The 21,813-nt window shown below is 68.0% G+C and carries 18 protein-coding genes; 9 read left to right on the plus strand and 9 right to left on the minus strand.

Features of this window, described 5'->3' with window-relative positions; all coding sequences use genetic code 11:
• Positions 1-36 precede the first annotated feature (36 nt).
• From AAF604_01010 to AAF604_01020, 3 genes are all read right to left on the minus strand, one after another.
• A complete protein-coding gene (locus AAF604_01010; protein ID MEM7048200.1) occupies positions 37-2,298 on the minus strand; it encodes a hypothetical protein in 2,262 nt (753 codons plus the stop codon).
• Complete coding sequence (locus AAF604_01015) at positions 2,295-2,582, minus strand: hypothetical protein (protein MEM7048201.1); 288 nt, start codon at positions 2,580-2,582, stop codon at positions 2,295-2,297. Before AAF604_01015 ends, AAF604_01010 begins: the two co-directional genes overlap by 4 nt.
• 148 nt (positions 2,583-2,730) lie before the next feature.
• Positions 2,731-3,345 carry a TetR/AcrR family transcriptional regulator gene (locus AAF604_01020; protein MEM7048202.1) on the minus strand — a complete coding sequence of 205 codons (615 nt, stop codon included), beginning with the start codon at positions 3,343-3,345 and terminating at the stop codon, positions 2,731-2,733.
• A gap of 170 nt (positions 3,346-3,515) precedes the next feature.
• Between AAF604_01020 and AAF604_01025 the strand changes: the two genes are divergently transcribed.
• Both AAF604_01025 and AAF604_01030 read left to right on the plus strand, forming a co-directional pair.
• Positions 3,516-4,061: an SDR family NAD(P)-dependent oxidoreductase gene (locus tag AAF604_01025; GenBank protein ID MEM7048203.1), complete on the plus strand. Its 546-nt coding sequence runs from the start codon at positions 3,516-3,518 to the stop codon at positions 4,059-4,061.
• An 18-nt stretch (positions 4,062-4,079) separates the two neighbouring features.
• Positions 4,080-4,406, plus strand: a complete 327-nt coding sequence (locus tag AAF604_01030) for a hypothetical protein (protein MEM7048204.1) — start codon at positions 4,080-4,082, stop codon at positions 4,404-4,406.
• Positions 4,407-4,418: 12 nt separating this feature from the next.
• Here the strand turns inward: AAF604_01030 and AAF604_01035 are convergent, their stop codons facing one another.
• The 3 genes from AAF604_01035 to AAF604_01045 are packed head-to-tail and all read right to left on the minus strand — an operon-like array spanning position 4,419 to position 8,822.
• Positions 4,419-5,876: a DoxX family membrane protein gene (locus AAF604_01035; protein MEM7048205.1), complete on the minus strand. Its 1,458-nt coding sequence runs from the start codon at positions 5,874-5,876 to the stop codon at positions 4,419-4,421.
• Positions 5,876-6,766: a phosphoribosylaminoimidazolesuccinocarboxamide synthase gene (locus tag AAF604_01040; GenBank protein MEM7048206.1), complete on the minus strand. Its 891-nt coding sequence runs from the start codon at positions 6,764-6,766 to the stop codon at positions 5,876-5,878. The genes AAF604_01035 and AAF604_01040 overlap by 1 nt, the downstream gene beginning before the upstream one ends.
• Positions 6,767-6,797: 31 nt before the next feature.
• Positions 6,798-8,822, minus strand: coding sequence for a hypothetical protein (locus AAF604_01045; protein MEM7048207.1), 2,025 nt, complete (start codon positions 8,820-8,822; stop codon positions 6,798-6,800).
• 210 nt (positions 8,823-9,032) lie between these two features.
• Here AAF604_01045 and AAF604_01050 point away from each other — a divergent pair, with 210 nt between their 5' ends.
• From AAF604_01050 to AAF604_01080, 7 genes are all read left to right on the plus strand, one after another.
• A complete protein-coding gene (locus AAF604_01050; protein MEM7048208.1) occupies positions 9,033-10,514 on the plus strand; it encodes a leucyl aminopeptidase in 1,482 nt (493 codons plus the stop codon).
• Between the two features lie 63 nt (positions 10,515-10,577).
• Complete coding sequence (locus tag AAF604_01055) at positions 10,578-12,191, plus strand: ABC transporter ATP-binding protein (GenBank protein ID MEM7048209.1); 1,614 nt, start codon at positions 10,578-10,580, stop codon at positions 12,189-12,191.
• Between the two features lie 241 nt (positions 12,192-12,432).
• Entirely contained in the window at positions 12,433-14,058 is a 1,626-nt protein-coding gene (locus tag AAF604_01060) for a TolC family protein (protein MEM7048210.1), read from the plus strand.
• Position 14,059: 1 nt separating this feature from the next.
• Positions 14,060-14,776 (plus strand): YIP1 family protein, encoded by a 717-nt coding sequence (locus tag AAF604_01065; protein MEM7048211.1) that lies wholly within the window; start codon positions 14,060-14,062, stop codon positions 14,774-14,776.
• Positions 14,777-15,994 (plus strand): efflux RND transporter periplasmic adaptor subunit, encoded by a 1,218-nt coding sequence (locus AAF604_01070; GenBank protein MEM7048212.1) that lies wholly within the window; start codon positions 14,777-14,779, stop codon positions 15,992-15,994.
• The gene (locus AAF604_01075; protein MEM7048213.1) at positions 15,991-16,704 is read left to right on the plus strand and encodes an ABC transporter ATP-binding protein; all 714 of its coding nucleotides are present in this window, start codon (positions 15,991-15,993) and stop codon (positions 16,702-16,704) included. The genes AAF604_01070 and AAF604_01075 overlap by 4 nt, the downstream gene beginning before the upstream one ends.
• A 3-nt stretch (positions 16,705-16,707) precedes the next feature.
• Positions 16,708-17,931, plus strand: a complete 1,224-nt coding sequence (locus tag AAF604_01080; GenBank protein ID MEM7048214.1) for an ABC transporter permease — start codon at positions 16,708-16,710, stop codon at positions 17,929-17,931.
• 36 nt (positions 17,932-17,967) lie between these two features.
• Here AAF604_01080 and AAF604_01085 read toward each other — a convergent pair whose 3' ends face one another.
• From AAF604_01085 to AAF604_01095, 3 genes are read right to left on the minus strand one after another with little or no spacing between them, the layout of a single operon-like run.
• On the minus strand, positions 17,968-19,227 hold the full coding sequence (locus tag AAF604_01085; GenBank protein MEM7048215.1) for an aspartate kinase: 1,260 nt from the start codon (positions 19,225-19,227) through the stop codon (positions 17,968-17,970).
• A gap of 13 nt (positions 19,228-19,240) precedes the next feature.
• On the minus strand, positions 19,241-20,296 hold the full coding sequence (metX, locus tag AAF604_01090) for a homoserine O-acetyltransferase (GenBank protein MEM7048216.1): 1,056 nt from the start codon (positions 20,294-20,296) through the stop codon (positions 19,241-19,243).
• Complete coding sequence (locus AAF604_01095; protein ID MEM7048217.1) at positions 20,293-21,615, minus strand: O-acetylhomoserine aminocarboxypropyltransferase/cysteine synthase; 1,323 nt, start codon at positions 21,613-21,615, stop codon at positions 20,293-20,295. The genes metX and AAF604_01095 overlap by 4 nt, the downstream gene beginning before the upstream one ends.
• Positions 21,616-21,813: the final 198 nt, after the last annotated feature.

A 21,813-nucleotide genomic window follows, 5' to 3' on the forward strand; every position in this document is an offset into this window, starting at 1 on the left:
CCCAAGGGCGCCCTGATCCCTCAATCTCGGGGCAACTCAGTCGCGGGGCAACTCCAGCTCGAGAAGGCCGCCGGCCGCGAGGTAGCCCTCGGCGCACCGTTCGCCGGCGGAGGGTACCCCGGGATGGCGGGGGAGGGTGGGCGCGGCCCGTCGAGCGCAAGCGCGGTAGTGGCCCGGAGCCAGCTTGGGATAGGTGATTGTGGCTCCCGGGGCATCGGTGACGCCGTGGCCGGCGCGCCACTGGCTCAAGACCTGCGCCGAGAGAGGGATCCCGTCCTGCATCACCGCCAGAACTTCGGGATTCTCGTGCCGCCGGTAGTCGCGATCGATGCCCGTTGCCACTCGCAGGGAGCCCCCTGCCGCCGGTACCTCGAGGCTCACCCGCTCTGCCATCGGCAGAGAGAAGGCCTTGAGGGCATGGCCCGGTGGACTGACGATGGCGGTGAGCTGGCGCGCGGCGGCCGGCAAACGGGCCTCGAAGCGCCCACCGCCGTCGCTCGAGCGCCGATCGAAGCCGCTCGCGACCACCGGTTCGGCCACCCACAGATCGACGATCGCGCCAGGAACCGGTCCGCGCTCGGAAGTCACCGCGCCGGAGACCGCCACCTTCGGTCGCAGAATCAGCTCGACCGGCGCCGGAGCGGCATCCTCTCGCACCTCGACCGTGCGGTGGTCGCTCACCAGCGACTCTCCTCGCCGACGTCCCTCGGCGGAAACCCACACCACGCCCTCGGTGAAGGCACGGAAAGTCGCTTCGCCCCCCTCGTCCGTGGTATCCGAAAGGGCGCCATCGACGGTGACCAGAGTGACCCAAGCACCCTCGACGGCCGCACCGTCCTGGTCCACGGCGCTCACCGACAGCTCGCTGGCCGGCAGCTCGATCTCGACTTTCGCGACGCCCGCGCCATCGGGTACCACCTCGACCCGGGCGACCCGCTCGAGGCCCTCGGCCTCGATTTCGACCCGCCACCAGCCGTCTTCGGCGACGACTCCGTGGAAGGCACCCTCGCGATCCGCCTCCATCGCCACCCGCGGGGCGACGTGGCGGCCTCCGAAGGAAATAGTCCCCGCGATCCCTTCGTCACGATGGGTCAGCCGGCCGACCACCTCGATCAAGTCGAGGCGCACCTCGATGTCGCCCTCGCCTGGCTCGACCGTCAGCCAGGGCTCGATGAAGAAGCTGTTGTCCCATCGATCCTTGACCTGCAGCGAGAAGGTTCCCGGCGCCTCGCCTCGGACCACCACCTCGCCGGCCCGACTGGCCGGCCCCTGGAAGGCGAACTCACTCCCGGCAGCTCCGGAGAGGGGCGATCGACGCAGCAGCTCGACGATCCAGGGGCGTCCGCTCGGATCGAGGGGCGGGTCGATCGTCGCTCGCAGATCCATCGGCGGCTGGAGGATCAGCGGCGCCGCGAGACGCGTCTCGCGGCCGTCCCATAGCTCGAGGGGAAATTGCCGGGAGATGGCATAGGCGGGATGCTCGATTTCCAGCAAGTAGGTCCCGGCCGCCAAACCGGAAAGCTGAAAGAAGCCCGTCGCCGAGACCGCGACCTCGTCGGTCTTCGAAGTCAGGCGCTCCCGGAGCGCCGTGCGAGGTGCCAGAGGAGAGAGACGCGCCCTGGCGCCCGCGTCGAAGCTTTTTCCGCTGGCGGTTTCCACCCACCCGACGAGCGAAGCGCCGCGGCGCAGTGCCATCGTCCCCAGGTCGAAGGCCTCGCCCCCACCGGAATCGACACCGCCGAGATCGCCACTCCCGAGATCGATACCGCCGAGATCGATTCCGAAGCGGTAAACCGGCGCGAACCCGGCGGGCCTGATCTCGAGATCCAGCCGTGCCGCCGGCACCTCGCAGCGCCAAGCTTTCTCTGCCAGGTGGCAATGCACCGAGTGCCGGGTCAGGCCCCCGGCAGCGGATGGCGCTCCGGCCTTCGGCAGCAACGAGAAGGCCATCCGCAAGCGATCGGGCCACTCGCCCTCGGCAAACCGACCGTGAACGATCACCGTCGGCAGGGGAGAGAAGCGCAGTCCCTGCTCCCGCCGTGCCTCGACGACCTCGCACGGAGCCCAGAAGCCGGGCGCTTCCAGACACGCCGTCCAGACCGAGCCCTCGGGCAGTGAACAGGCGGTCGCGGCGCAGGTCCGCTCCTCGCCGCCCGCCGTCGGTGTCCATCGAACCTCCGCAGCCACGCCCTCCGGAAGACCGGTCGCGACGGGAATCAGAACGTCGTCACCGGCTGCGCCCACGCTCGGCATCGCCCACAGGGTCAGCGCCAAGATCCAGACCAGCGGCCGGTTCACGGGCAAATGTCCAGGCAGTCCAGCTCCTCGCCGCCATCGACCTCGACGTTGAAGCAGGCGCCACCGTCAATGTGACAGGTCCAGCCCTGGATCGGGTCGTAGACCATTTCGCACCGGATCCCGGCGCCCATCTCTTCGTCGCCCACCTGGGTGCAGCTCCAGGCGCATGGCGTCCCGAGAACGTGGCACGTGGGAACCCGGTTCAGGCAAACCCAACAGCCCCACTGCGCCGAGGTCGCAGGAAAAGCCATCAAGAGCAGACCGGCCAACAAGATCCTTCGCATCGCTCCAACCTCCGAGGCAGTCGACCTACGGAATATTCGATATATCGCAATCGTAGAATCGACCCGTGACCGAGTCAAGAGAAAGGTCTTCCTCGCGGTCCGGAAACAGGACGCCTTTCCGGCCCGGAATATGGTGCCGGCGAAGCCCCTAGAAACCGGTGGGCGCTTCGCCGTAGCGGGCCAAGAAGGTCTTCACCGAGTCGGAGACGATCGCTTGCCGCTCGGCCTGGTTGGGCAGCGCTCGGCTCGGTGCGATGACCTGCTCCCAAAAGGTGAACGCCTTGAGCATTCCCGTGAGCTGGGTCGCCGCCGCCACGGGATCGGAGACGGCCAAACGTCCGTCCTTCGTAGCCTGGCGCAGCCAGCGGGTCAGGCCGTCCTCGCCGGAGTGGGCCCGCTCCCACACATCGCGCGCCGCCTCCGGGGAGCGGAAGCACTCGGCGAGCATCATCCGGACGGTGTCCAAGAACTCCGGATCCAAGTAGAGGTCGACGAGGTTGCGAGCGATCTGCTCGAGGCCGTCACGAATTCCCTCGGCGGCTCGGTAGGGCCGTTCGCTGGCCTCGGCGGTGCGTTCGACGAGCAGGGCGCTGATCTCTTCGAAGAGCGCCTGCTTGCTCGCGAAATGCTTGTAGACGGTGCGCTTCGAGGCCGGCGCCCGGGCCGCGATGCGATCCATGTTGGCGGCCTGAAAGCCATGCTCTCGAAACTCGGCCAGGGCGGCTTCGAGGATGGCCCTTTTTTTGGGATGGGTATCGGTCATCGACTCTCGGTAAACTTTTCGGTTTACATAGCCCGTATCGACGAGTACACTTCCGAGTGTACAGGCCGAGAGAGCTTCCCCTCGGCCGTCCTCACAAGATTAGCGCAGAGCTCTGCGATACCCCCGCCTCGCGCCGCGGCGCGCTGGCTCGAGATCAGGAGGATCAGCCCATGCCTTGGACCCGCGACCAGATTCCCGACCAGATCGGCCGCTTCGCCATCGTCACCGGAGCCAACAGCGGCATCGGATTCGAGACCGCCCTCGCCCTGGCGAGCAAGGGTGCCCAGGTCGGTCTGGCTTGCCGCAGCGCCGAGCGCGGACGGGCAGCGGTCGAGCGAATTCGCGCCGAGCATCCCACCGCCGAAGTCTCCGTCGCGCCGCTCGACCTGGCCGACCTCGACCACGTCGCCCACTATGCCGAGGAAGTTCTCGCCAACCGCGAGAGACTCGACCTGCTGGTGCTCAATGCCGGCGTCATGGTTCCTCCGGCCTCGAAAACGGCCCAGGGATTCGAGCTCCAGCTAGGCGTCAATCACCTCGGCCACTTCGCCTTGACGGCCCGGCTCCTGCCACTCCTCGAGGCCACCCCGGAGGCGCGCATCGTGGTGGTGTCGAGCCTCGCTGCCCGCCAGGGCAAGATCCATTTCGACGACCTTCATTTCGAACGTCGCTACTCCCCTTGGCCGGCCTACGGTCAGAGCAAGCTGGCCAATTAGCTCTTCGTCCGCGAGTTGGTGCATCGTCTGCAGGAGGCCGGATCGAGCGTCACCGTCACCGCGGCTCACCCGGGCTGGACTGCCACCAACCTGCAGCGCACCAGCGGTCTGGCTCGCTTTTTCAATCCGATCTTCGCGATGACGCCTCCGCAGGGGGCGCTGCCAACCCTACGAGCCGCGACCGATCCCAGCGCCACCAGCGGCGACTACTTCGGCCCAGACGGCTTTTTGGAGTTTCGTGGCTATCCCCGGCGGGTCAAGATGGCGCGCCGAGCGGAGAATCGAGAAACCGCCCGCCGCCTGTGGGAGGTCAGCGAGCGGCTCACCGGGCTACACCCCGCCTAGCAGAAGCTCGGCTCAGGAGGGCGGGACGACGACCGTGGTTTCCGCCGCCAGCACCTGGCCATCGACCACGAAGTCGCGGTGATCGCTACCGTTGAGGGTGACGACGATGCGGTTGTCGCCCGGGGCCAGCTCGCCGAGGTGGAACCAGGGGCCGTAGAGGCGGCCCACCTGTCGGCCGTTGACGAAGACGTGGCCGTGCCCCTCGTTGGCCACCGTCGGCTGGCCGGATTTCTCCGGCGTGAAAGTCCAGTCGGTGAGCTCGACGTGCAGGTCGTAGCTGGCGGGCAGCTCCTCGACGACCTCGAAGCGAATGAACTCTGGGACCCGCTCCGCATCGGTGAGGTCGAAGGCCGCACGGCCATGGACCAGACTCCGGTCGGTGGCGATGGCGTCCTGGTACTGGCGGTGGGCGGACCAAGAGTAGGCGCCGAGGAAGAGAGCGATGATCAGAAGATAGTTCAAGGCGGCGAAGGCGACTCGCCAAGAGAGCCGCCGGTGGATCGCGATGGGCGGCCTGTAGAGGGTGCCGGCGCCGTTGAGAAGAAACACCACCAGGGCAGCGTGCAGTGGCGTATGGCCGATCACCTCGATCTTTCCGAAGACCAGCGTGGTGGTGAAGAAGACCAAGGTGATCACCGCCGCCAGCGGCCGACCGAGGAGGCCGATCAGGAGTAGAAAACCGAGACCGATCTCGACGAAGGCAGCTCCCTGGAGGAAGAACTGCGGCGGCAATCCGAGGGCGAGCTGGGGACTCTGATCGAGGAGGTAGAGCGCCCAGCTCGGGTAGAACAGCTTCTCGTAGCCCAGCCAGATGAGGGAGAACCCCATCGTGCCGTAGAGCGCCGGCAACCCGGCGTTGCACAGCTTCTGGTGCCGGCTGGCGCTGACCAGCAAGTAGAAGCCGATGCCCAGGTAGTGCAGATAGTCGAGGATGTGGAAGAGGCCGAACTCGAAGACCGAGGCGGCGAAAATCGCCAGAACGCCGGCTCCGCCGAGGCCAACCAGGCGCGGAAAGAGCAGCAGCACGGCGACCACGAACTGCAGCCAGACGAGGGTCGGGAAGCGCGACGTCAGCTCCGGCGCCAACACCGCGTCGGAGGCCCAGGAGATCAACAGCACCGCGGCCATCGCGCCGCGCATCACCAGCAGGCTGTAATCCTGGCGGGCGCTCAACCATCGGTGGAGATGGCGATACCAACCCGTGCCGTCGAGGCGCTGGTCGAGCATCACCAGCAGGGCCATCACGACGGCACTGACGGCCACCAGAACGAGGAAGGTGGGGGTGATCACCGCCGCCACCGACAGCGGTGGCGTGTGGTAGTCGAAGTCGCTGAACCACTTGACGTGGGCGAGGGCGAGGGGTGCCGTCAGCGCCAGGCCACAGCCGGCGAGCAGGAGGACAAGCCGCTGGCCGAAGGTCCGCGAGGCCCGCCTTGGCGCCGGCCCCGGGGCGCCCGCCAGAGGGGCCATCAGAGATCGACCTGGTGGCCGGTGAGGCGGCGGAAGGCTTCGAGGTAGCGCTGCCGTGTGCCGGCGACCACCTCGGGAGGCAGCTCCGGCGGCGGACTGTTCTTGTCCCAATCGGTGGTGTCGAGCCAGTTGCGGACGAACTGCTTGTCGAAGGAGGCGGGCTCTTCGCCCGGGGTCCAGAGGTCCGCCTCCCAATAGCGGCTGGAGTCCGGTGTCAGAGCCTCGTCGATCAGCCGCAGCTCGCCGCCGACCAGCCCGAACTCGAACTTGGTGTCGGCCAGGATCAAGCCCCGGGAGGCGGCGTGATCGGCACCGCGCCGGTAAAGGGCGAGGGTGAGGTCGCGCAGACGCGCCGCCAGCTCAACCCCCAAGGCCTCGGCCATGACCTCGAAGGAGACGTTTTCGTCGTGGCCTTCCTCGGCTTTGGTCGCCGGGGTGAAGATCGGCTCCGGCAGGCGATCGGCCCGTCGCAAGCCTGCCGGCAGCGGCAAGCCGCAAACGCTGCCGTCGGCCCGGTACTCACGGAATCCGCTGCCGGCGAGGTAGCCGCGGGCGACGCACTCGAAGGGAACGACCTCGGTCTTGCGGACCACCGCACTGCGACCGGCCAGCACGGGATCCTCGGCCACCGCCGGCGGCAGCGCCGACGCGAGACCCGGCTCGAGATGGTGCGGCACCAGATCCGCCAACTGATCGAACCAGAACAGCGAGAGCTGATGCAGGATCTTGCCCTTGTCCGGAATCCCCGGCGAGAGCACCCAGTCATAGGCCGAGATGCGGTCGGTGGCGACCAGCAGCAGGCGGTCGCCGAGGTCGTAGACGTCGCGCACCTTGCCGCGACGCGGCTCCGGCAAACCGGCGACCTGGGTCGAGAGCACGGCTTGACTCACGATCGAGCTCCTCGATTCGGGTGATGGAAGATCACAGGCCCGCGGGAGCGAGCTGCTTGAGGGCCTGTTGCAGCGAGTCCGTTTCGGCTCGCGGCAGCTTCAAGCCTTGCCAGCGAGCGCCGTCGACGACCTCGAAGATGGGAACCTTGCCGAGGCCCTTGAGGTGGGCGTTGCCGAGGCGCCGCAGGGCGACCAGGAAGTCGGGATTCTCCGGCTGGCCGTAGGCGATGTATCGGCGGTCGCCGTCTTCGACGCGATAGAGGGGAGTGCCCTGGATGTCGATCTCGAGCTGGGCGATGTAGGCGTCGGTGGCGACGATGCCCTCGTTGATGAGCTGGCCGTTGGCATTGACGTAGGCGTAGAACCGGCGAGCCTTTTCACGCCGCTCCATGAAGTCCGCATCGCGCTTCACCAGGGGAGAGAAGAAGCGATAGACGGTCTGCTCCGGGTACCCCTGGTTGATCAGCATGTTCTGGATCTCGTCGATCTCCTTCGACGATTTGCCGGTGATCAGCCGGGTGAGCTCGACGACTCCGTGACCGAAGAACTCATAGCGTTCCGGACCGCCATCGCCGAATCCGATGGGTAGCAAGCGGTAGGGGCCGAAGTTGAGGGCGATGCGGACGCCGCGATCGAAGGGCAGCCCCTGCTCGACCGCCTGGCGATAGGCGCGCTGGATCATCACCGCCGCGTGCACCAGCTTGGAGCCGTGGCGGCTGGAGTAGAAGGCGCCGTCGCCGAGGTACTTCTCGAGGCTGAGGCGGAAGTCCCGAGCCAGGCGGTTGATGCGCCGCTGGAAGGTGAAGATTTGGCGGAAGGAGCCGTCCTGGAGATCGCTGCCGGAGCGTCGGATCACCGACACCACCTCGGAAAAATCGGTGAGGTCGTAGATCAAGCCAAAGCGATGAACCAGCGGCTCGACCACCCAAGGCGCCATGAAATCGAGCGGACGGGTCGCCGGCGACAGCACCAGGGAGCGCCGACCGGGCAGGCTGCGGGTCGCCCCTTCGGAGCGGAACACGAGCTGCCCCTGGTGCTCCCGCACCGGCACCAGGAAGCGCCGCACGGTGTGGATGAGCTCGAACTCCTTGAGCTTGAGGAGCAGGGATTCCCACTGCTCGACGCCGGATGGATCGAGCAGCCGGCGCGCCGGGTAGTCCGGTTGCTCGGCGAGGAAACGCGCGTAGCCGGGGCGGGTGAGGAGCTCACGCCCGCGGCTCGCCGGATCCGGTTCGCCGAGGTTGCTCGGCAGCGGCGAAGCGCGCAGCAGATGCTCGACCACCAGCCGCAAGGGCCCCGGGCGATCGAGGCTGGCCCGATGCCAGTCCTCGAGAGCTTCGAGGCGGTTGCGCAGATCCCGGCCATCGACGCGCAGACAGCCGTGGAAGTAGCTCGCCAGCTCCTCGAGATTGCGGCTGATGTGCTCCTCGGTGAAGATCAGCACGTTGTCGCGCATGTGCGACAGCAATCGCGGGAAGAGCTCTTCTTCGTTGCCCTCGGTGCGTTCCGCCAAGCGGCCGGCGAGCTCATAGGTTTCGGTGAAGACGAAGCTCAGATAGCGATCGAGGACACGGAACTTGATGCTGTCGCCGTGGCGCCGGGCGATCTTCAGATCGAGGCGCAGCAGGCGGCGCGGAGCGTCGCGCAGGACGCGCGCGACATCGAGCGAGTGGTAGAGCCAGAAGGTCGCTGGAAAGGCGCGACCGTAGGAGGACAGGGTGACGTTCTCGATCACCCGAGCCAGGTGCGAACGGTAGCGCTCCCAGGCCTGGGAATGGGCCTTGCGATCGAAGGAGCGACGCTGAAAAACGGCGACCTGGACTCGCTCCTCGGCCTCGAGAAAGGCCTCCAGCGCCTCGCTGAGATGGCGCATGCCCGGAGACAGCAAGATCGGGAAGCCCTGGATCGGGGTGGCTTCCTCATCGGCGAGAAAGATCTGATGGGGCGACGGCAGGCTGCTGTCGATGTCCGGCATCAGCCCCCGGATCTCCTCCGGATCACGCCGCAGGAAATTGAAGGGGCCGGGAAAGAGCTCGAGGAATTCGGTCGGCGTCATAGGAGATCAGAAGCGCGCAAAGGGCGAGCCTACAACAATCCCCGTCGGGTTCCGGGAAGGCGATTCCCAGGCCTTCGGCCCGCCCCGGCGAAGAACCCTCGGGAGCACCTTCGAAGCCCTCTCCAGGGCCCCCGAAAGACCCCGGGATAGGCACACCCGGAGCCTGGTAGACTCCCTCGCCGACAAGGCTTTACTTCTGGGGAGATCGAGATGAATTCGATGCCGAGGCTGAGCGTGAGCGAACGCCAGGAGGTGGCGAGCGAGCTTCTGGTCGTGGGATGTTTCGAAGGTGCCGCTGCCGAGGCCGAGGGCCTCCCGGCTCCCCTGGTGGAAGCCATCGAGGGACTGGCGAATCGCGCCGGCTGGAGTGGCCGCGAAGAGCACAGTGGTGAAACCGAGGCGCGCCTCGACGGCGCCAGCGTGGTGGTTCGCCTGCAAGGGCTCGGCAAAGCGAAAGAGCTCACCGCCACCGCCCTGACGGACTGGCTGCGGGACCAGGTGGAGGAGGCCGGCGGTCAAGGCTACGAGTCCCTCGCCGTGTTGTTGCCCCACCATGACCTGACGGTCGGGGCGGCCGCCGCCGGACGCAATCAGCGGGCACTCCTGTTGGGCGGCTACCGCTACGACCGTTTTCGCACCGAGGCCAAGCGGACGCGCGACCGCGTCCTCGAGGTTTCCCTGCTTCCCCCGCCGGCGGCCGAGGCCACCTATCGGGCGTGCCTGGTGGATTCCCGCCAGGTGGGAGAAGGGATCGCCTTCGCCCGCGACCTCGGCAACGCTCCGGCGAGTCTGGCGAGCCCGGAATGGATGGCCGATCAGGCCCGCACCATGGCTGAAGGAGAGGGCATCTCCTGCACCGTCCTCGGCCCGGACGAGCTGAAAGAGAAGGGCATGGGCGGCATTCTGGCGGTCGGCGGCGGCTCCGCCCACGAGCCCCGGCTGGTGAAGCTCGAGTGGGGAGACCGCGGACCGACGGTGGCGATCGTCGGCAAGGGCGTCACCTTCGATACCGGCGGCATCTCCCTCAAGCCCGCCCACGCCATGGATGAGATGAAGTACGACAAGTGCGGCGCCTGCGCCGCTCTCGGCATCGCCCAGGCGGTGGCGCGCCTCGACCTGCCGCTTCGCCTGCGGGTCTACGTGCCCTTGGCAGAGAACATGCCCGGCGGCGCCGCCTACCGTCCGGGCGACATCGTGCGCTGCTACAACGGCAAGACCGTCGAGATCCTCAACACCGACGCCGAGGGCCGCATGATTCTGGCGGACGCCCTCGCCTGGGCGGTGGAGGAGAAGCCCGATGCCCTCCTCGAGCTTTCCACCCTCACCGGCGCATGTGTCGTCGCTCTGGGATTTCAGGCCGCCGGCCTCTATGCGCCGAACCGCGCCTTCGCCGACGAGCTGCTGGCCGCCTCCGAGCGCAGCGGCGAGCGTTTGTGGCACATGCCCCTGTGGCGGGATCACGTCGAACAGATCAAGGGCGTTCACGGCGACCTCAAGAACCTCGGCGGGCGCTGGGGCGGCGCCAACACGGCGGCGGCCTTTCTGTCGCAGTTCGTCGGCGACCTCGAGCACTGGGCGCATCTCGACATTGCCGGCGTGGCCAACATCGGCCCCGATCAGGAGGCGCCCCAAGGGGCGACTGGATTCGGAGTGGCCCTCGGCATCGATTGGCTCCGCTCGCGGCTCTCCTAGGCACACGATGAAGCAGACCTCGCGGGCGACTCATCCAGCCCGCCTCCCCCTGCGATAGGCGCGATGGGAAGATCGCCCAGCGGGCGTAGCGAGGCGACCTCGGCCGACCCGCGACCGGTCCTGACCACCACCGATCTGCGGGTCACGACCCGCCGCGGCGAGGCGCTCGTGCGCGGTGTCGACCTGCGCGTCGCGGCTGGCGAGATGGTCGGTCTGGTCGGCGAGTCCGGCTCCGGCAAGACCCTCACCGCCCTCGCCGTGGCAGGCCTCCTGCCGCACCGGGAGCTGCGCTCGACGGGTGAGATTCGGCTCGGCGGCGAAGCCATCCACGGCCTGCCACCGGGCCCCCGCCGACGCCTCCTCGGGCGCCGCATCGGAATGGTCTTTCAGGAGCCGATGGCGGCCTTCAACCCGTCCTTCACCATCGGTTTCCAGGTCGGAGAGGTGCTGCGCCTGCATCACGGTCTCGGCAAAGCCGAAGCACGGCGCGAGACCCGCCGGTTGCTCGACCGCATGGCGATCCCGCAAGCCGAAGGGCGGCTGCGGTCCTACCCCCACGAGCTCTCCGGAGGGCAGCTGCAGCGGGTGGCCCTCGCCATGGCCTTGGCCGGCCGCCCCGAGATGCTGTTGGCGGACGAGCCGACCACCGCCCTCGATGTCACCCTCCAAGCCCAGATCCTCGACCTCCTCGAAGAGCTGCGTCACGACCTCGATCTCGGCATCCTGTTCATCACCCACGATCTGGCGGTGGTCGCCAACCGCTGTTCCCGCGCCATCGTGCTGCGCCACGGCGAGGTGATCGAATCGGGGCCCGTCGCTGACGTCCTCCAGAACCCCGAGCACCCGTACACCGGCGAGCTCATCGCCGCCTATCCGCGCCTCGAACCACGGGCGACGTCGGCATCCTTGCAGGGCGCCGAGATCGTCGCCGAGGCCCGTGACCTGCACCACACCTATCGCCTGCCCGGTGGTGCCGAGGTCAAGGCTCTCGACGGCATCGACCTGCGCCTCGCCGCCGGCAGCACCCAGGCCCTGGTGGGGGAGAGCGGCAGTGGCAAGTCGACCCTGGCACGAGCCCTGGTCGGTCTGCTGCGGCCCGATTCCGGCGCGGTTCATTTCGGCGGCGAGGACCTCCGCACCTGGAGCGGTGCGGAGCTGCGACGCCGGCGACGCCAGTTTCAGCTCGTCTTCCAGGATCCCGGCGGTTCCCTCAGTCCCCGGGTCCGGGTCGGGAAGCTGCTCGCCGAACCGCTCGAGATCCACCGCCTCGAGGCTTCGGCGGAACGAATCGCCGAGCTCCTCCGCGAGGTCGGGCTCGAGCCGAAGCTGGCGCGGCGCTATCCCCATCAGCTCTCGGGAGGACAGCGCCAGAGGCTGGCGATCGCCCGGGCCCTCGCCTGCGGCCCGCGGCTGGTGGTGGCCGACGAGCCGGTCTCCGGCCTCGACATGTCCCTGCGGCGCCAGGTCCTCGACCTCCTCGCCGAGCTGCAGCGCACCCGCGGCATGACCTTGGTGCTGGTGTCCCACGACCTGGCGATGGTCGCCCGCGCCGCCGATCGCGTCGCCGTGATGCAAAACGGCAGAGTGGTGGAGGAGGGGCCGACGGGCGAGATCTTCGCCTCGCCGAAGCACCCCCATACGACCGCCTTGTTGGCGGCCAGTCCGCGCCTGCCCTAGGGCGCCCCGAGGGCGGTGGCGTGGGGTGCCGAGCGGTCGCCGACGCCTCCGTTCGCCGGTGGAAAGCGAATCTCCTGACGAAACCAGTCTTCGAGGGCGCGGTTGCGGCATCGACCCGCACCTTTTGGAGAGGAACAATTCGCCCCGGACCATCGTAGGATGGAAGAACGGCCGTGCGCGGTCGTATTTACCCTATGACTTGACGACAATTTCGCAGAATCTGATCGATAAGGGGATCTCTATGACCGACCGACAGAGCCGATTCAAGGTCATGCCTCGGGCCTTGGCTCTCATCCTGGTGGCCGCCCTGCTGGCGCTGCCCGCCGCCGCCCAGTCGCGACAGGTACGGACTACCGTCGGCGAGACCGCGGCGCCACCGAGCTTCGTCATCTCGGGTGAAACCGCCAGCCTGACTTTGGCGGACGCCATCGAGATCGCCCTCGACCGTAACCTCGATCTCGAGTTGCAGCGCTACGACCGCAGCACCTCCCTGTTCCGGATCGAGCAGTCGGAGTCGATCTACGACCTCGGGGCCTCGCTCAGCGTTGGGGTGTCCGAGAACACCAGCCCGTCGTCGTCCCAGCTCGACGGCGCCGCGGTGATCGACTCGAATCGGCGCGACCTCTCCTTCGGGCTCAGCCAGCTCACCCCCTACGGCGGTACCGCCCAGTTCAGCCTGACGGCGGATCGCAGCTCGACCAACAGCTCCTTCTCCTTTATCGACCCGAGCTATAGCGCCAACGGCTCGTTGACCTACTCGCAGCCGTTGCTGCGCGGCTTCGGCAAGCTGTCGACGGAGCGCTCGATTCTGCAGGCGAGGATCAACAGCGATTCGAGCCAGGAGCTGTTCGAGCAGGAGGTGACGCGCATCGTCCAGGCGGTCGAGCAGGCCTATTGGAGCCTGGTCGACGCCCGCGAGCAGCTCGTCGTGGCGCAGGAAAGCCTCGACCTGGCGGAGGAGCTCGACGAGCGCAACCGGGTGCAGGTCGACGTCGGCACCCTGGCGCCCATCGAGCTGGTGCAGAGCGAGGCCACCGTCGCCACCCGCCAGGAAGGCATCATTCAGGCACAGACCACCGTCGGCGACGCCGCCGACCGTCTGCTGCAACTGCTCAACGTTCCGCCCGGGGAGCTGTGGGACGCCGAGATCGTGCCGGAAACGCCCTCCGAGCTCGAGCGCATCGAAATCGATTCCTCGGCCGCCCTCGAGCAAGCCTACGACCAGCGTCCGGAGCTACGGCGCAGTGAGCTCGGCCTCCAGGTGCTCGAGATCGACTCCCAGTTCTTCCAGCGCGAGAAGCTTCCCAACGTCGACCTGGTGGTGGGCTACGGAGCCGGCGGCCTGGGTGGCCGGGGCAACATTCCCGATCCCATCACCGGCGATCCGGTGCGCGTCGACGAAGACTTGATCGACGCCCTCGACGAGGTGGCGAGTCGCGACTTCGACGGCTGGAACTTGCGCGTCAACGTCGGCTACGCCTTCCAGAACCGCAACGCCAAGGCGCAGAGCGCGATCGCCGACCTGGCCCTCGAACGGGCGCAGAAGGAGCTCGACCAGCTTCGCCTGCAGATTCGCACCGAGGTCCGCGCCGCCGTCCGCCAGCTCGACAGCGCGGCGCAGCGCATCGACACCGCCCGCGCCTCGCGGCGAGCCCAGGAGCGCAATCTCGAAGCGGAGCAGAAGCGCTACGAGAACGGTATGTCGACCAGCTACCAGGTGACCGAGATCCAGGAAGACCTCAGCCAGGCGCGCAGCCGCGAGGTGAGCGCGATCACCGAGTATCGCAACGCCCTCACCGAGTTCTATCGCGCCACCGGCCAGTTGCTCGACGTCAGCTCGATCGAGCTGGTGGCGGCAGGAGACTGAAGTGTCCGACAACGGTAGTGCCCTGAGCTGGCTGGTCGCGGTCCTGACCTCACCCGCCAAGACCTTCGCCCAGATCGCCGAGAAGCCCCGCTGGTGGGTGCCGATGGTGGTGATGATCCTGGGGGTCGGTGCGCTCACCCTGGCGGTTCATGCGCGCACCGACTATCGCGAGCACACGGCCAACGTCATGGAAATGCGCAACGTCCACACCATGTCCGCCGAAGACCTCGACCGGGCGGCCGAGATGCAGGAGAAGTTCGGCTCCCTGGGAGCGGTGATCGGCGGTATCGCGGTCGGCGTCATCATGACCGTGATCGGACTCTTCTACTGGGTGCTGCTGCGCCTGATGGGCAGTGAGATCACCTTTGCCCAGAGCCTCGGGACCCATCTCTGGGGTGCCATACCGGTGGTCCTCGGGATGTTGATCGCGATACCGATCGTGCTGGCCGGCGGCGATCTCTCGACGGAACAACTGTTGAGTCGCAACTTCATGGCTTCGAACCTGACCTTCCTGGCGGGCGAAGACACCAGCCCCTTGGTCTTCCAGCTCCTCGCCAGCATCGACTTCTTCGCCATCTGGTCGGTGATCATCACGGCCCTCGGCTTTCAGATCGTCGGCCGGGTGTCGAAGGGCGTCGCCTGGGGCGCGGTCCTGCTGATGACCCTGCTCGGCGTCGCCATTCGCTTGGGCTCGACGCTGGCCGCGGGAGGGGGATAGATGAAGAAGGCCTTGATTGCGATCGGAGTGGTCCTGGCGATCGCTCTGATCGTCTTCGCCAGCCTGCGATCCAAGGAAGAACCCGGCGAGGAGGTGCGCACCGTCGCCGTGGAGCGCCAGGACATCTCGTTGATCGTCAAAGCGAGCGGCGAGATCGACCCGCGGGTCAAGGTCAAGATCTCGTCGCCGCTGGTCGGACGCATCGAGCGCCTGTACGTCGAAGAAGGCGACTGGATCGAGGCCGGACAGCCCTTCCTCGAGCTCGAGCGCGAGGCTTTCCTGGCGGCTCGGGACCAGTGGCGGGCGCAGCTACGTAGCTCGCGCACGGCGGTGCGCCGCTCCGAGATCGAGCTCGCCGATGCCGAGCTCAAGCAGCGCCGCTTCGAGCGCCTGGCGGGGGATGGCATTGTCACCGCCGAGCAGCGCGAAGCCTCCGATCTCCAAGCTTCGTCGGCGGCCCTCGGCCTCGAGCAGGCGCGCGACGCCGTCAGCCAGGCGCGGGCCAATCTCACCAAGGCCGAGGACGACCTTTCCAAAGCCTCGATCTCGGCGCCCTTGAGCGGCCGGGTGATCCAGCTCAACGCCGAGGAAGGGGAGGTGGTGGTGTCCGGCACCATGAACAACCCGGCCTCGGTGATCGGCACCATCGCCGATCTGTCGGAGATTCTCGCCGTCGTCGAGGTCGACGAGACGGAGATCGTCGACGTCACCCTCGGGCAGAGCGCCGAGGTCATCGTCGACGCCATTCCAGATCATCGCTACGAGGGCCGGGTGGTCGAGATCGGAAGCTCCGGCTTCACGCCCAACCATCAGCAAGACGTCATCTACTTCAAGGTCAAGGTCTTGCTCGAGAACGCCGACGAGCGCCTGCGGCCGGGGATGTCGGCGCGGGCCGAGATCGTCGCCTCGGTGCACGACCAGACCTTGGCGGTGCCGATCGAGGCGGTGGTCGAGCGCCCCGACCCGGAGGACGAGAAGGAGCGCATCAAGGTGGCCTACGTCTTTTCCGAGGACGGTGCCGAGGAACGGCCGGTGACCACCGGGATCGCCAACACCACCCACGTCGAGGTCACCGCCGGTCTCGACAATGGCGACGAGGTGATCGTCGGGCCCTATCGCACCCTGCGCGACCTCGAGGCCGGCGATGCGATTCGCCGCCTCGAGGAAGACGAGGACGACGAAGACGGCGACGAGGAGCCAGCGGAGGCGGCCGGGTGAGCCTGATCGAGATTCGCGGCGTACGCAAGACGTACCGGATGGGCGATGTCGAAGTACATGCCTTGAACGGCGTCGATCTCGACATCGCCCAAGGGGAGTACCTCGCCATCATGGGCGCTTCCGGCAGCGGCAAGTCGACGCTGATGAATCTCCTCGGCTGCCTCGACACGCCGAGCGCCGGCAGTTACCTGCTCAACCAGGTGGCGGTCGAGACCCTCGGAGACGAAGAGCTCGCCGCCATCCGCAATCGCGAGATCGGCTTCGTCTTCCAGACCTTCAACCTGCTCGCCCGGACCACCGCCCTGAGCAACGTCGAGCTCCCCCTGGTGTACTCCGGGGTGGCGCGCAAGGAGCGCCGCCAGCGAGCCCGCTCCGCCCTCGAGCGGGTCGGCCTCGAAGACCGCATGGACCACCAGCCGAACGAGCTCTCGGGGGGACAGAGGCAGCGCGTCGCGATCGCCCGGGCGCTGGTCAACGACCCGTCGATCCTGCTCGCCGACGAGCCCACCGGCAACCTCGACACGCGCACCTCGGACGAGATCATGGAGCTGTTCGATGCTCTCCACGGCAGCGGCAACACGGTGATCCTGGTCACCCATGAGGACGACATCGCCGCCCACGCCCACCGGCGGGTGGTGTTGCGCGACGGCAAGGTCCTCAGCGATGAGGTGACGCGCCCCACGGCGGCCGTCTCTTCCGAGTCGGGCTGAATCATGCTCTGGCTCGAGAACCTGGTCGTCGCCTTCGGCGCCCAGCGCGCCAACAAGATGCGCGCTGCCCTGACGACTCTGGGCATCGTGATCGGCGTCGCTGCGGTGATCACCGTCGTGTCGATCATCCAAGGTCTCCAGTACCTGGTCGTCGGCCAGCTACAGGGCGTCGGGACCACCTACCTGCGGGTGCTGCCCAGAGTCACCTTCGTCGCCCCCGGCCAGGTCACCCGACCGGTGCTTCTGACCGTCGAGGACGTCGCGGCGATCGACGACCAGGTCGCCGACATCGAAGCCATTTCGCCGATGATCTTCGGTACCGAGACCCTCAAGTTCCGCGAGCTACAGCATCGGCCGTCCTTCGTCGCCGGCGTCAATCAGTACTGGCAAGAGGTGGCCAATCAGCTGGTCGACCGCGGGCGGTTCTTTTCCGCCGTCGACATTCAGCGACGACGAAAAGTCGCGGTCGTCGGCCAAACGGTGGTGGAAGAGCTCGACCTCGGCACCGATCCCATCGGCAAGGAGGTCTACCTCGGCAGCGTCCCGGTGACCGTGGTCGGCGTGATGGAGGAGGCCGGCCAGACCCTCGGCCAAGACGGCGACGACGTCGTCTTCATTCCCTTCGACACCGCCCTCTCGGTGTTCGGCCGGCGCGCCGGGGACCAGGTCCAGGTGCACGCCCGGGTCACCAGCACCGAGGCCGTCGAGGGTGTGCGCGACCGCATTCGCCGGGTCCTGCGCCAGCGCCACGATCTCGGGGAGGACGACGCCGACGACTTCCAAATCCAGACCCAGGACGACCTGCTCGATCTCTTCACCTCGATTCTCCGCGGGGTCACCGCGGTGGTCGCCGGCATCGTCAGCGTCGCTCTGGTGGTCGGCGGCATCGGCATCATGAACATCATGCTGGTGTCGGTGACCGAGCGCACCCGAGAGATCGGGCTCCGCAAGGCCGTCGGGGCGCGCCGCCAAGACATCATGCTGCAGTTCCTGATCGAGGCCATCGCCCTATCCCTGGTCGGCGGCGCCATCGGCATCGCCCTCGGCTACGGTGTCGGCGCCGGCATTACGGCGGTTCTGCCGGTCGATCTGCCGCCGGCCCATGTGCCCCTGTGGGCCATCGCCCTGGCCTTCGGGTTCTCCACCGTGGTGGGCATCTTCTTCGGCATCTATCCCGCCGGCAAAGCGGCGGCTCTCGATCCGATCGAAGCGTTGCGCTACGAATAGCGGGTCGGCCGCCACGCCGACCCGCTCGCGCGGCGCTTAGCCGCCGGAGGCCGCGCCCAACGAGCGCAGAGCCGCGCCCCGCACCGCCCGATGGAGGGAGCGCAGAGCCGAGCGCGCCGCCTTCGTCGGCACCAGCAAGCGGACGATCGGACCACCGCACCAGGCACTCACCGGATAGTCGTCGAGCTCGAGGAGACGGCGCAGCCCATCGACCTCGGCGCCGGGTCCGAGGGCCACCAGCAAGCTGTGATCGCCATCGCCGTCCGGAGCCGCCTCGGCGAGCAGCCGCGTGCCCGCCGCCGTGCGCATCAGCCAGCCTCCGGGCGGCAGCGCCTCGCTCGCCTCGACCGGCCGCCGGCGAAACCCCGAGATCAGACCAAACGCCGGTTTGCGCAAGCGGTCCTGGCCCGGCAGGATGCGCGTCCCGGGGTGAGCCACCCGCAGGGCGTTGCGCAGCACGACCGGCAGAGCCCGACCCCGCAAGGCCCGCAGGGTCCGCCGATCGAGCACCCGTGCGCCGGCATCGGCCAAGGACTGCGCTTCCCAGTAGGAGAGTGATCCCAGGGACTGCGCCTCCGGGACGATCCCGGGGTCCGCCGAGAGCAGTCCATCGACATCGGACCAGATCTCGAGCTGCTGAGCATCGAGGAAGCCGGCGAGGAGCGCCGCCGAGTAGTCCGAGCCATTGCGACCGAGGGTGGTGGTGCGCCCCTGACGGTCGCGGCCGAGGAAGCCCGCCACCACCGGAATCGTGCGCGCCGGCGCGCGGCCGAGATCTTGCTGCGCCTGCTGTCGTGTCGCCGCTCGATCGACGACGGCGTCGCCAAAGGAGGAGTCGGTCACGATGGGAGGGCGGGGGAAGGGCAGGGCGGTCAGTCCGCGGTGGCGCAGAACCGCCGTCACCAAGGCCACCGACGCCCGTTCCCCGGCCGCCAGGATGGCGTCCCGACGCGCCGCCGGCGGGATCGCCAGGGCCAGGCCACGAGAGCCGGGATCGCCGGCGCCGAGATCCCTCGCCAGGGCCTGGAAAACCTCGCCGAGGGCCACCTCCGCCTCCTGGTCTCCTCGGCCGTCGGTGACGAAGGCCAAGGCCCGACGATAGCGCTGCTCGACCATCTCGACGACCCCGGCTCCGGCCATTTCGGAGGCCGCCGCCAGACTGTCCGTCACTCCCGCCAGGGCCGACACCACCACCACCACCGGACCGCGCCGCCGGGCCCGGTCGACGATCGCCGGCACTTCCGCCAAGGCGGCTCGCGCCGCCAATGAGCTTCCTCCGAATTTCAACACTCGCATGATGCTCTCCGTTTCAGGCCGCCGAGCGCTTCGTCAACCGCCGCCGAAAGGCAGCCAAACGCTCGCTGAGATCTCGTCCTTCGGTCAGGAAGCCGTCGTGCCCGTGGCGTGACGACAGGATTTCGAGGCGCCCCGCCGGCAGCCGGCGATGGAGCTCGCGCTGCTCCTCGACGGGGTAGAGCACGTCGCTGTCGACCCCCACCACCAGCGCTGGCTGGGAGAGGCGTCCGAGGGCCGCAGCGACGCCGCCGCGGCCGGCACCGACGTCGTGCCGGTCCATCGCCCGCGTCAGCACCATGTAACTGTTGGCGTCGAAGCGCTGCACCAGCTTGCGGCCCTGGTAGTCGAGATAGCTCTCGACCTGGAAGTAGCCGGGCTGCCGTTCCTCGCGCTCGAAGCGCCCGAAGCTCTGCCGACTGCGATAGCTCACCAGGGCCATCATGCGAGCCACCGCCAGACCCTGCTCTGGTCCCTTCTCGGCGCAGTACCAGCCGCCGCGCCAACAGGGATCGGTCTCGATCGCGCGGCGCTGTGCCGACGACCAAGCGATGCACCAAGGCGAGTGCCGCGCCGAAACGCAGATCGGCGCGATCGCCTCGACCCGCTGGGGATAGAGGGCGGCCCACTCGAGGACCTGCATGCCCCCCATCGAGCCGCCCACCACCAGGGACAGGCGCCGCACCCCGAGATGCTCGAGCAGCCGGGCCTGGGCGCGCACCATGTCGCGAATGGTGAGGTGTGGAAAGTTGGGCCCGTAGTGGCGGCGGCAGCCCGGCCGTGGGCTGGCCGGTCCGGTCGAGCCGTAGCAGCCACCCAGGACATTGCTCGCGATCACGAAGTCGCGGCGCGGGTCGAGGGCGCGCCCTTCGGCCAGCAGCTCCGGCCACCACTGGTCGACATCGGCGTTGCCGGTGAGGGCATGACAGACCAGCACCGCATTCGAGCGTCGCGAGTCGAGCTGCCCCCAGGTGCGATAGGCGAGGCGGAACGACGCCAGCCGCTCACCACTGTCGAGGAGCAGCCCCTGGGACGACTCGAAGGTGCGGGTGTCGACAGAGTGGAGGGTCATGCCACTTGCCGTCCCGCCACCCGCTGGAAGGCCTGCTCGAAGTCCTCCCGGATGTCGTCGATGTGCTCGATTCCCACCGACACCCGCACCAGATCGGGCTGCACGCCGCTGGCCTCGCGCTCGGACTCCGAGAGCTGCTGATGGGTGGTCGAGGCGGGGTGGATCACCAACGTCTTGGCGTCGCCGACGTTGGCCAGGTGACTGGCCAGCTCGACGCTGTCGATGAACCGGCGGCCGGCCTCGGCCCCGCCGCGGATGCCGAAGGTCAAGACGGCGCCGAAACCGTGGCGCAGGTACTTCTTGGCCAGACCATGGGAGGGATGCTCCTCGAGGCCCGGGTAGTTGACCCAGGCCACCGCCGGGTGCTCCGCCAGCCAGCGCGCCAGAGCCAGGGCGTTGGCGGCGTGGCGCTCGACCCGCAGCGACAGGGTCTCGAGACCGAGCAGGAAGTTGAAGGCGTTGAAAGGACTCAGGGCGGGGCCGATGTCGCGCAGTCCTTCCACCCGCGCCCGCACGATGAAGGCGATGTTGCCGAAGGGCCCGGAAGGGCCGAAGGTCTGCCAGAAGTCGAGGCCGTGGTAGCCCGGTGCCGGCTCGGTGAAGAGAGGGAAATTGCCGTTGCCCCAGTCGAACTGGCCGGAGTCGACGATCACGCCGCCGATCGAGGTGCCGTGGCCGCCAATCCACTTGGTGGCCGAGGCGACTACGATGTCGGCGCCGTGATCGATCGGACGGCACAGGTAGCCACCGGCGCCGAAGGTGTTGTCGACGATCAGCGGAATGCCGTGGCGATGGGCCAGCTCCGCCAGCGCCTCGAGGTCGGGCACGTTGAAGCCGGGATTACCGAGGGTCTCGACATAGAGCGCCTTGGTGCTGTCGTCGATCTCGGCCGCGAAGGCCGCCGGATCGTCGCCCTCGACGAAGCGCACGTCGATACCCAACCGGGGCAGGGTGACCTTGAACTGGTTGTAGGTGCCGCCATAGAGCAGGCTGGTGGAGACGATGTTGTCGCCGCTGGCGGCGATGGTCGTGATGGCGAGGAACTGGGCCGCCTGGCCACTGGCCGTGGCGAGGGCCGCGACGCCGCCTTCGAGGGCCGCGATGCGCTGCTCGAAGACGTCGGTGGTGGGATTCATGATGCGCGAGTAGATGTTGCCGAACTCCTCGAGGGCGAAGAGCCGCGCCCCATGGTCGGCGTCATCGAAAGTGAAGGAGGTGGTCTGGTAGATCGGCACCGCGCGGGCATTGGTTCCCGGCGCCGGCGTCTGGCCGGCGTGCACCTGCAGGGTCTCGAAGCGATGGTTGGTTGGATTGCTCATCGGTGGGGTCCTTTCCTCGCAAGCTGGGGATTCGTCCGGATACAGCTCTCCCGTGGCGAGGACCGAGCACACCTCGACCTCGAATGGGGAGAAAACTCTTTCTCTGGGGCCTCTTCAGCGGCTGTCAGGCTGGAGAGGAGCTACTCGGCGTCTTCGGGCCTCCGATTCGCCACCGCGCCGGGGAAAGGGCCAAAAACG

The organism is Acidobacteriota bacterium (assembly GCA_039028635.1).
Classification (GTDB): Bacteria; Acidobacteriota; Thermoanaerobaculia; order Multivoradales; family JBCCEF01; genus JBCCEF01.